Origin of the sequence: Flavobacterium sp., assembly GCF_027483985.1 — a bacterium.
Classification (GTDB): Bacteria; Bacteroidota; Bacteroidia; order Flavobacteriales; family Flavobacteriaceae; genus Flavobacterium.
On record NZ_JAIXTJ010000021.1, the window covers coordinates 82,937 to 93,446 of the forward strand.

Genomic DNA, 10,510 nt, shown 5'->3' on the forward strand with positions numbered 1-10,510 from the left:
CGGTTTTTAAATCGCTTCTGAAAATTGTGAATCATACAAGTTTTTGTAATAACCATTTTGTTTGGTTACTAATTCTTGATGTGTGCCCGACTCAACAATTTGTCCTTTGTCCATTACAATGATTTTATCAGCATTGACGATAGTTGCCAATCGGTGTGCGATTACAATTGATGTTCGACCTTGCGTAATTGTTTCTGTAGCTTTTTGGATTAATTCTTCTGAATAAGTATCAATCGAAGAAGTTGCTTCATCTAAAATAAGAATACTCGGATTACTTACATAAGCTCGTAAAAAAGCAATTAACTGGCGTTGTCCTGAAGATAACATGACGCCACGTTCTTTAACATTGTAATCATAGCCATCGGGAAAACTCATAATGAATTCGTGAATCCCAATTTTTTTAGCGGCTGTAATTACTTCATCACGAGAAATATCGGAATTATTCAAGGTGATATTGTTGTAAATGGTGTCGGCAAACAAGAAAACATCTTGCAAAACAACTGCAATTTGTGCACGAAGACTTTCGAGTGTGAAATTATTAATGTTTTGATTGTCAACAGCAATTGTGCCCGAGTCAATTTCATAAAAACGATTTAATAAATTGATAATCGTTGATTTTCCTGCACCAGTTGAACCAACGATGGCAATAGTTTCGCCTGATTTTACTTCGAGTGAAATGCCTTTTAACACTTCTTCACCTTTTATATAACTAAAACGTACCTTCTCGAAGCTGATGTTTCCTTCAAAATTTTTGGCTTCAATCGTTCCTGTTTGTTGCACATCTTCTTCGGTGTCTAAAATGTCAAAAACCCTATTGGCAGCAATCATTCCCATTTGCATTTCGTTGAATTTATCTGCAATTTGACGCAACGGATTGAACAACATTCCGATGAACATTGTATAAGAAAATAAATCACCAAACGTAGTAAATTTATCGCCATCTAAAATATGAAAACCGCCATAAAGTACCACAAAACCAAGTGTTAACGACGAAATAATATCTGCTATTGGAAAAAAAATAGAGTTGTATAAAATGGTCTTTATCCAAGCCACATTATGCTTTTGATTGATGTCTTTAAATTTTTGATATTCAATAGCTTCACGATTAAAGAGTTGCACGATTTTCATTCCAGTAACACGTTCTTGAACGAAAGTATTTAAATTGGCTACTTGATTACGAACTTCCTCAAAAGCTACTTGCATTTTACGTTGGAAAATACGTGTTATGAAAACCAATACAGGCATTGCTGCTATCACAATCCAAGTTAGTTTCCAATTCATATAAAACATAATGATTAGGCAAGCAAGCATTTTTAGTAAATCACTGATAATCATAAACAATCCTTGACTAAAAATTCTTGCTATTTGCTCAATATCTGAAACGGAACGTGTAACTAATTGACCAACTGGTGCATTATCAAAATATTTCATTCTAAAACTCAACATGTGCTTAAATAGTTTTGTTCGAATGTCTTTGATGATATTTTGTCCTAAAAGATTGGCCCAAAAAACAAAGAAAAACTGAAAAATACCTTCTAATAATAATACGACTCCCATTAATGAAACATAGAGCAACAAGCCATTTTGATCTTGTGGTTTTATATAATGGTCAACAGTTTGTTTTAACAAAAATGGTCGTAAAGAAGCAAAAATGGCTAATAAAACAGCAGCAGCAATCACTCCATAAAAAAGAGTTTTATAGGGTTTGGTGTATTTTAAAATACGTTTAAATAAACTTATATCGAATGCTTTTGCTTTCATTTATGCAGAAATTGTTTCAGAATCTTTTCTATTTTTTTCTTTTCACTAATCACTAATTACTATTTACTAATCACTAAATAAGGATATTCAACCTTAGTCAAATATAATCCGTGTGCAGGAACTGAAAAGCCTGCTTTTTTTCGGTCTTTGCTTTCAATTATTTGAATAAAATCTTGTAAAGATACTTTTTCTAGTCCTATATTTACCATTGTTCCAACAATTGCTCGCACCATATTTCGCAAAAATCGATCGGCTGAAATGGTAAATACTAATCGATGGTCAACTTTTAGCCAACTTGCTTCAAAAATCTTACAGTTGAATGTATTAACATCGGTATGTACTTTAGAAAAACACTCAAAATCGATGTAATTGAAAAGTATTTTACAAGCGTCATTCATTTTATCGATATTCAAATCATTGAGATTGTACCAAGAATCATCGCATTCAAAAGCGTCTTTTTTGGTGTGAATGTGGTATTCATAGGTGCGTTTTGTTGCGTCAAACCTTGCGTGAGCATCATCGTGCACTTTATGAATATTTAAAACAGCAATGTCTTTTGGTAAAAAGGAATTGAGTTTGTGTACATAATAAGGAACATCAATTTCTAAATCGTAATCAAAATGCGCAAACATTTGTTTGGCGTGAACACCAGAATCGGTTCGACCAGCGCCAACCAATTCAATTGCTGATTTTAGAATTATCGAAATCGCTTTGGTCAAAGTTTCCTGAACAGAGGTTGCGTTTGGCTGATATTGCCATCCGTGATAGTTAGTGCCTTTGTATGCGAATTCTACGAAGTATCTCAAAATTTAGTATTCAGTATTCAGTGTTCAGTGTTCAGTGTTCAGTGTTCAGTGTTCAGTGTTCAGTTTTAAACACTTTGGCAAATTTACAAAGATTTTAATTGATAAAATGTCTAAAGTTTTGCTAAATAATTAACTTTGCTGCGTACAGAATTTTGACGAATAAATAAAACTAAGTTTTATAATTCGTGAAATTATATGGAAAATGAATTCGTGCAAATTGGTGCAATTCGAGTCAAAAAACAACTTTGTGAATTAGCATCTTTGTGGCAAATACTTACTGAAACAAGTTCAGCATAAATGAAAAAAATCCTTTTACTTTCGGATACTCATAGTCATATTGATGATACTATTTTGAAATATGTAAACTTAGCAGATGAAGTTTGGCACGCCGGCGACATTGGTGATTTGCTTGTGACGGATACTATAAAAAAGCTAAAACCACTTAGAGCGGTTTACGGAAATATTGACGACGACAAAGCGCGAATGGAATTCCCTTTGAACAATAGATTTATGTGTGAAGGTGTTGATGTTTGGATTACACATATTGGAGGTTATCCCGGAAAATACAATCAAGCGGTTCGTGAGGAATTAAAATTGAATCCACCAAAATTATTCATCTGCGGACATTCTCATATATTAAAGGTGCAATTTGACAAAAGTTTGAATTTACTTCATATGAATCCAGGTGCTTGTGGTATTTCAGGTTTTCATCAAGTGCGAACAATGTTGCGATTTGAAATCGATGGAGATAAAATTCAGAGTTTGGAGATTATAGAAATAGGGAAGAGGTAGTTTTTAGTGCTCAATGCTCAATGTTCAGTATTCAGTGTTCAGTATTCAGTTGTCGGTTATCGGTTTTTAGTTTACAGTGTTTAATGTTTAGTTTAGTGAAAATTGCTGCAATAGCCCAGATTGTAATGGAAAGCTTTTTCTAAAAATAATGTAGTTTTTCTTATTTTTAAAAAGCGACCAACGGAAGCTCTTTTAAAAATTTTAGAAAAACAGATTATTTTAGAAAAACTTGGAATGGAAAGCTGGATTGGCTTCTACCAAAAAAAGATCTATGTTTCTTTCAGGACTTTCTTCGCACAAATAAACTTAGTATCGTATCTAATAAAAAAAAAAATATATATTTGATAAATTTAAATCACAATGGAAAATATGGAAAGTAAATCAAAAAAGAATATTTCAATTTTTATGATAATTGGAGGTTTATTGGTTTTAGGGAATTACTCACTAAAATTGATTAATGAAGAAAAACATTCAAATAACAATTCAATTCTTGTTGGTTGTGCCTCAGTAATTATTGCCATTGGTGTTTTTTCTTTGATAAAAACTACTAATAAAAGCAAAATATAGTTTTTAATTTTTGTAGCACTAGCCCAGTTTATTTTGATAAAACTTGGAATGGAAAGCTAGATTGGCTTCAAAAAAAGAATCTGAAACAATTTCAGATTAAACCAAAAAAATCCCAAACTTTCGTTCGGGATTTTCTTCGCACTAATAAACTAAGTTTATAGGTTTATCTCAATCGGTCAACAGATTTTACGAGATCTTCATCCTTCTTGATAGCTTTGTTGGCCAAAACTAACATTACGATAGAAATGATAGGAAGAAACATCCCAATACCTTTCTCAGAAACTACAGGAGTTTCTCCAGATAAATTTAGTGAACGATAAACAAATAATCCTAATAAAATTAAATTTAATATCATATTCAATCTGTTGAAAACAAATTGTTGTTGTCTTTTCTTAAACGATATTATACTCAATACTGTCAAGGCAGTACTTAACCCAAACAAAACTTGATAAAGCATGTTGCTCATAAAGTAGAATTCTTTGCCACCTTCTAATGCCCATAACGGAAAAACAAAAGGTAGTATTCCAACAATAATGAATACAACAGCTAAATATACAGTTTGAATTCTTTGTAACATTTTTACTTATTTATAACGCAAAAATATATTTTCTTTTTTTAAAAAACTATTGCTTGAACGAAATTTATTCGTATTATTGCATAACTAATCCGTAAGTACTTCAAAAACACGGATGTTCTATTAAAAAAATCACTACACATTTAGTATTGTTTTCAATCCATTAAAATATTTATATAAACATTTATGTTTGATAGTTCTGCACTAAAAGGAATGAAGTTAACTGAACTTCAAGAAATTGCCAAATTGGCTAAAACCATAAAATTTGCTGGCGTTAAAAAAGACGCTTTGATTGAACAAATTCTTCAACACCAAGCGGCAACCGCAACAACTGATACAAAAGTAGAAAAAGCTCCTAAAGACGAAAAAACTAAAAGAGCCAGAATTACTACTGAGGCAAAACCTAAAATAGAGAAAGATACAACCAATTTATTTTCTGAAGCACCAGTTGAAAAGGCGCCAGTTGAAAGGGTAGAAGTTGCTGATGCAGCGGAAGAAGTAGCAAGCAAACCCCAGAAATTCCAGAAGAAACCCAAGTTTATTAAACCTGCAAAAGTAACTTCAGAAGAACAACCTTCTGCAGAGGAAACACCACAAGAAGAAGTTGTTACATCAGAAACTTCATCAGAAACTGCGGTAAAGCCTAAAAATCCGATTCAAAATCCGAATCAAAAGCATAAAAACCAAAATCCGAATCAAAACCAAAATCCGATTCAAAATCCGAATCCAAACCAAAATGGAAATGGTAACGGTAATCCAAACCAAAACCCAAATCAAAAACATAAAAATCAAAAATCTAATAATTTTCGAGATGCCGACTATGAATTTGACGGAATCATTGAAAGCGAAGGTGTTTTAGAAATGATGCCCGATGGTTACGGATTTTTGCGTTCGTCAGATTATAATTACTTGGCTTCTCCAGATGATATTTATCTTTCAACATCGCAAATTCGTTTATTCGGATTAAAAACTGGAGATACAGTAAAAGGAGTAGTGCGTCCGCCAAAAGAAGGTGAGAAGTTTTTTCCGTTAGTTAGAGTTTTAAAAATAAATGGTCACGATCCGCAAGTGGTTAGAGATAGAGTTTCTTTTGATCATTTAACACCAATATTTCCACAAGAAAAATTTAATATCGCAGGAAGACAAGCTAGTACGTCAACAAGAATTATCGATTTATTTTCACCAATAGGTAAAGGACAACGCGGAATGATTGTGGCGCAACCAAAAACTGGTAAAACAATGTTATTAAAAGACATTGCCAACGCCATTGCTGCCAATCATCCAGAAGTTTATTTAATTGTTTTACTGATAGACGAACGTCCAGAAGAGGTAACCGACATGCAACGTAGCGTTCGTGGAGAAGTTATTGCATCTACTTTCGACCGTGAACCAATGGAACACGTGAAAATCGCTAATATTGTTCTTGAAAAATCTAAACGATTGGTAGAATGTGGTCACGATGTGGTAATCCTTTTAGATTCAATTACACGTTTGGCAAGAGCTTATAACACAGTTCAACCAGCCTCAGGAAAAGTGCTTTCTGGAGGAGTTGATGCTAATGCGTTGCAAAAACCAAAACGTTTCTTTGGAGCAGCACGTAATGTAGAAAACGGTGGATCGTTAAGTATCATCGCCACAGCATTAACAGAAACCGGTTCAAAAATGGACGAAGTAATCTTCGAAGAATTCAAAGGAACAGGTAATATGGAATTACAATTAGATAGAAAAATTGCTAATCGTAGAATTTTCCCAGCTATTGATTTAACGTCTTCAAGTACACGCCGCGACGATTTATTATTAGATGAAAACACACTAAAACGTATGTGGATTCTGCGTAAATTCCTAGCCGATATGAACCCAGTAGAAGCAATGGATACCATAAACGATAAAATCAAGAAAACTAGAAATAACGAAGAGTTTTTGATTTCTATGAATGATTAGAAGCGAATGGTTTGGGCATTTATTGTCATCCATTTTCCTGCTATCCATTACAATAAAAAATGCTTTCCAACACGGAAAGCATTTTTTATTTTCATTGCTATCAGGGCTATTAGAGATACTTTAAACACTAAATTTAGTTTTCAAAAGACTTTTTTCCAAATAAAAAAGCCATTCCAGTTAAGGAATGGCATTTTAAATTCGTGAAATTTATATTCAAAGAATTCGTGAAAATTCGTGAAATTCGTGTAGAAAATTACTCCTTAGCAGCCAAATATCTTTCAGCATCCAAAGCAGCCATACAACCCGTTCCAGCAGCAGTGATAGCTTGTCTGTAAACGTGGTCAGCAGCATCACCGCCAACAAAAACTCCAGCAACATTAGTCTTAGAAGTTCCAGGAATGTTTACGATATAGCCCGTTTCGTCTAAAGTAAGATAGTCTTTAAAAATATCAGTGTTTGGTTTGTGTCCAATAGCTACAAAAAATCCAGTTGCCGGAATTTCAATTTCTTCGTTTGTAGTTTTGTTTAAAGCTTTTACGCTAGTAACAACTTGTCCATCACCAAGAACTTCAACAGTATCGTGGTTCATCAAAATTGTGATATTTTCAGTATTTCTCACACGTTGCTCCATAATTTTAGAAGCTCTAAATTTCTCACTTCTTACCAACATCGTAACTTTTTTACACAATTTCGATAAATAGTGCGCTTCTTCACACGCTGAATCTCCAGCGCCAACAATTACAACTTCTTGGTTTCTGTAGAAAAATCCGTCGCATACCGCACACGCAGAAACGCCACCACCAGTATTTAAGTAGTGTTGTTCAGATGGTAAACCTAAATATTTTGCTGTTGCACCAGTTGAAATAATTACTGTTTCGCAGTGAATTTCTTTAGTATCATTAATCCATACTTTATGAATATCACCAGAGAAATCTACTTTGGTAGCCCAACCATCACGAACATCTGTTCCGAATCTTTTGGCTTGTTCTTCGATACCAACCATCATTTGTGGTCCAGTAATTCCTTCTGGATTTCCAGGCCAATTTTCTACCTCATTTGTGGTTGTTAATTGTCCACCAGGTTGTGTTCCTTGATAAAGAACAGGGTTCATATTAGCTCTAGCTGCATAAATTGCCGCTGTATAACCAGCAGGACCAGAACCTATTATAAGGCATTTTACTTTTTCTATTGTATCAGACATAACTTGTTTGTTTTTATGAAATGCAAAGGTAGTTTTTCTTAAAATATTTTACTGCAAAGTAGATGACAAAAAAACTATTTTGATATAAATTTTAATTATTATTTAAAAAGATTTTGAGAAGTAATTTTTAATAGTATCTTTGCACTCGCTTTCGGGGTGTAGCGTAGCCCGGTTATCGCGCCTGCTTTGGGAGCAGGAGGCCGCAGGTTCGAATCCTGCCACCCCGACAAAAGTCTTTTCATTTTTTTGAAGAGACTTTTTTCTTTTTTATACAGTTGTTTACAAGTATAAAAAAACCGAGATTAAACTCGGTTATGATATTATTTTGCTGGTTTTTTCTTTAAAACTGCACTATCTACAAATCGTTTTAAATTAATTTTTTGTTCACCATAAAGTTCAATTTCTGATTTTCCAGAAGCTTCTATCTCAATCTTTCTATCTGCTACTATACTTGCTTTGGTGTAGGATTCGCAAAGGATTTCAACATTTTTTGAAGTCAGTTTCTTTCCGTCAAAAACAGCATTGTTATCTAATCTTATTTTTAAGTCGTCAACATCTCCTTCTACAATAGCATCGGTTCTTTGATACATATCAAAAGTTAGTTTCTTTGAAGATATGAGCGCTTTTAACTTCGCATTTTTACTTAATGTGATATTTGACTGATCAGCTTTTGAATTCAATTCTATCTTTGATTTATCATCCATAACTAAAGTGAAATTCGTTGCTTTTGAATTAATGAATAATTTTGATTCATCATAACTTTTTAGTGTGATGTTTTCTACTTCAATATCAGCAAGTGCTGTTACACTTGATTCATTTCTTGTTATTATTGATTTAAAAGTATCGGTGTACGTTATTCTAACGCTTAATTTTTTATAACCAAAAGCATTTTTTAACATAGATAGTTTTAGAGTCGAACCATTTAAGACAATATCAATAGCATCATGCAAATTGTCGTCTGCTTCAATTTCTATTCCACATTCTGTTCCTTTAACTATAAAAACATCAACATTATCTAATACTTCAAGCGCTTCAAAGGGTTCAATTTTTTTAATTTCAGTAGTTACAATTTTTGAACCTTTTACTTTTTCTTTCTTTTGAGCATACGAGAGTGTTGTAATTAGTAATAAGGTAAAGAAGATTATTTTTCTCATTATGTATTTAATTTGTTGTCAAATTTATAAAAAGCAATGTTAATAGAATTATAAAATCTATCCTATTTACTTCACGCGAACGCTCCATTCGAAATCCATTTCTGAAACTTGGTCGCCTTTTTCGTCAATTCCTATAGATTTTAGCCAAAGTGTTTGTCCTTCACCTGTTGCAATTGTTTTTTGGATCGCATCACCAATTAAATTACCATCATTGCACGTGAAAGTTATTCTTCCTTTAGCTTTTTTGGTAAAATTACCTTTATTGTTGGCTACAAGCATCGAAATGTTTTTCCCACTTTTCTTGATCTGATACATAACCAAAGCACCTGTGGTTAGTTCTGCAGCCATGGCTTGAACCGCAAAATACATTGAATTAAACGGATTCTGATTAAACCATCGGTGTTTGACTGTTACAACACATTTTTCAGGTGTAATTGATTTCGTTCTTACTCCAGACCAAAAAGCTGAGGGTAATTTAAAAAATAAAAAAGTATTCAATTTTGAAGGTGAAAATTCCATGAAGTATTGATTTTGTTGTAAATATACAAAAAATACTATGCACTCATACAAAAACCTTAATGTTAATAAAATGTTAAATTTAAGTACTTTGTAATGCATAATACCTTTTTTTAGTTGTATCTTTGTATAAGAAATTAATAAGCTATCTATAGTATTATCGAAATCAAGTTTTAATCATCATCAAAAATCAAAACAAAATGACACCAGCTAACGAACGTACCCTTGCCTCAGTAACACATTTGAGTTCCTTTGCTCAATATGTTTTTCCTTTAGGGAATTTTATTGCTCCTATAATTATATGGAGTGCTAAAAAAAATGACTCTGAATTTGTAGACCATAACGGAAAGCAAATATTAAATTTTCAATTAAGCATCTTTATGTATAGTTTACTTTTAGTTGCCATTGCATTACCTTTATTAATTTATGGTTTTGTTGATATCATCGGAACGAACTTGACCTTAAGTAATTTAGAAATTGAATTCAATAGTTTTAGAAATCAAAAAATTACAACCTTCATCGGTATAGCAATTGTTGCCTTTGTATTTTTTATTTTCCTTAAAGTATTTGAAATCATTCTTATTATATATGCAGCAGTAAAGGCTTCTAATGGAGAGCAATATAAATATCCGCTTACAATACCATTCTTTAAATAATAATCTAACACTGAACTTGTTTCAGTAAATCATCAAAAAAAAATCATCAAAAATCATCACAATCTGAACTAAATTCAGATTAAATCAAAAAATGAACAGTTTAATCAAAAAAATCACAATCGAATTATGAACATTGAAAACACAAAAGCCCAGATGCGAAAAGGTGTTTTAGAGTTCTGCATCTTATCTGTTTTAAAAGAGAAAGAAGCCTACACATCTGAAATACTAGACACTTTAAAAAACGCAAAATTGCTTGTAGTAGAAGGAACCGTTTATCCGCTATTGACAAGATTAAAAAATGACGGTTTGCTCAACTATCGTTGGGAAGAATCAACATCAGGTCCGCCAAGAAAATACTATGAGTTGACCGAATTAGGAAAAACATTTTTAAACGAATTAAGCGGAACCTGGACCGAACTTTCAGACGCCGTAAACATCATAACCAATCAAAAATAACAATCATGAACAAAACAGTAAATATTAATATAGGTGGTTTATTTTTTCACATAGATGAAGATGCATACCAAAAGTTATCAAGATAT

The 10,510-nt window shown here is 32.6% G+C and carries 11 protein-coding genes and 1 tRNA gene; 6 read left to right on the forward strand and 6 right to left on the reverse strand.

The features are described 5' to 3' along the window. Positions 1–6: 6 nt before the first annotated feature. Both Q0050_RS05500 and truA read right to left on the reverse strand, forming a co-directional pair. On the reverse strand, positions 7–1,761 hold the full coding sequence (locus Q0050_RS05500) for an ABC transporter ATP-binding protein (protein ID WP_298393122.1): 1,755 nt from the start codon (positions 1,759–1,761) through the stop codon (positions 7–9). A 59-nt stretch (positions 1,762–1,820) separates the two neighbouring features. Beyond that, positions 1,821–2,567, reverse strand: a complete 747-nt coding sequence (gene truA / locus Q0050_RS05505) for a tRNA pseudouridine(38-40) synthase TruA (protein WP_298393124.1) — start codon at positions 2,565–2,567, stop codon at positions 1,821–1,823. A 297-nt stretch (positions 2,568–2,864) separates the two neighbouring features. Between truA and Q0050_RS05510 the strand changes: the two genes are divergently transcribed. Continuing rightward, entirely contained in the window at positions 2,865–3,359 is a 495-nt protein-coding gene (locus Q0050_RS05510; protein ID WP_298393126.1) for a metallophosphoesterase family protein, read from the forward strand. Between the two features lie 369 nt (positions 3,360–3,728). Beyond that, complete coding sequence (locus tag Q0050_RS05515; RefSeq protein WP_298393128.1) at positions 3,729–3,926, forward strand: hypothetical protein; 198 nt, start codon at positions 3,729–3,731, stop codon at positions 3,924–3,926. 163 nt (positions 3,927–4,089) lie between these two features. On the opposite strand, the gene Q0050_RS05520 is transcribed toward Q0050_RS05515, so the two are convergent. Next, on the reverse strand, positions 4,090–4,503 hold the full coding sequence (locus Q0050_RS05520) for a DUF4293 domain-containing protein (RefSeq protein WP_298393130.1): 414 nt from the start codon (positions 4,501–4,503) through the stop codon (positions 4,090–4,092). 183 nt (positions 4,504–4,686) lie between these two features. On the opposite strand from Q0050_RS05520, the gene rho reads away from it, so the two are divergent. After that, positions 4,687–6,441 carry a transcription termination factor Rho gene (rho, locus tag Q0050_RS05525; protein ID WP_298393133.1) on the forward strand — a complete coding sequence of 585 codons (1,755 nt, stop codon included), beginning with the start codon at positions 4,687–4,689 and terminating at the stop codon, positions 6,439–6,441. Between the two features lie 253 nt (positions 6,442–6,694). Here the strand turns inward: rho and trxB are convergent, their stop codons facing one another. Next, on the reverse strand, positions 6,695–7,642 hold the full coding sequence (gene trxB / locus Q0050_RS05530) for a thioredoxin-disulfide reductase (RefSeq protein ID WP_298393134.1): 948 nt from the start codon (positions 7,640–7,642) through the stop codon (positions 6,695–6,697). A gap of 152 nt (positions 7,643–7,794) precedes the next feature. Here trxB and Q0050_RS05535 point away from each other — a divergent pair. Beyond that, positions 7,795–7,869: transfer RNA gene (locus tag Q0050_RS05535), tRNA-Pro, on the forward strand. A 93-nt stretch (positions 7,870–7,962) separates the two neighbouring features. Here Q0050_RS05535 and Q0050_RS05540 read toward each other — a convergent pair. Together Q0050_RS05540 and Q0050_RS05545 are read right to left on the reverse strand one after the other, a co-directional pair. Continuing rightward, a complete protein-coding gene (locus Q0050_RS05540) occupies positions 7,963–8,796 on the reverse strand; it encodes a DUF2807 domain-containing protein (protein WP_298393136.1) in 834 nt (277 codons plus the stop codon). 66 nt (positions 8,797–8,862) lie between these two features. Further along, positions 8,863–9,315, reverse strand: a complete 453-nt coding sequence (locus tag Q0050_RS05545; protein ID WP_298393138.1) for a DUF4442 domain-containing protein — start codon at positions 9,313–9,315, stop codon at positions 8,863–8,865. 197 nt (positions 9,316–9,512) lie between these two features. Between Q0050_RS05545 and Q0050_RS05550 the strand changes: the two genes are divergently transcribed. Both Q0050_RS05550 and Q0050_RS05555 read left to right on the forward strand, forming a co-directional pair. Beyond that, positions 9,513–9,968, forward strand: a complete 456-nt coding sequence (locus Q0050_RS05550) for a DUF4870 domain-containing protein (RefSeq protein WP_298393140.1) — start codon at positions 9,513–9,515, stop codon at positions 9,966–9,968. 126 nt (positions 9,969–10,094) lie between these two features. Then, complete coding sequence (locus Q0050_RS05555; RefSeq protein ID WP_298115326.1) at positions 10,095–10,424, forward strand: PadR family transcriptional regulator; 330 nt, start codon at positions 10,095–10,097, stop codon at positions 10,422–10,424. The last annotated feature ends 86 nt before the right edge of the window (positions 10,425–10,510 follow it).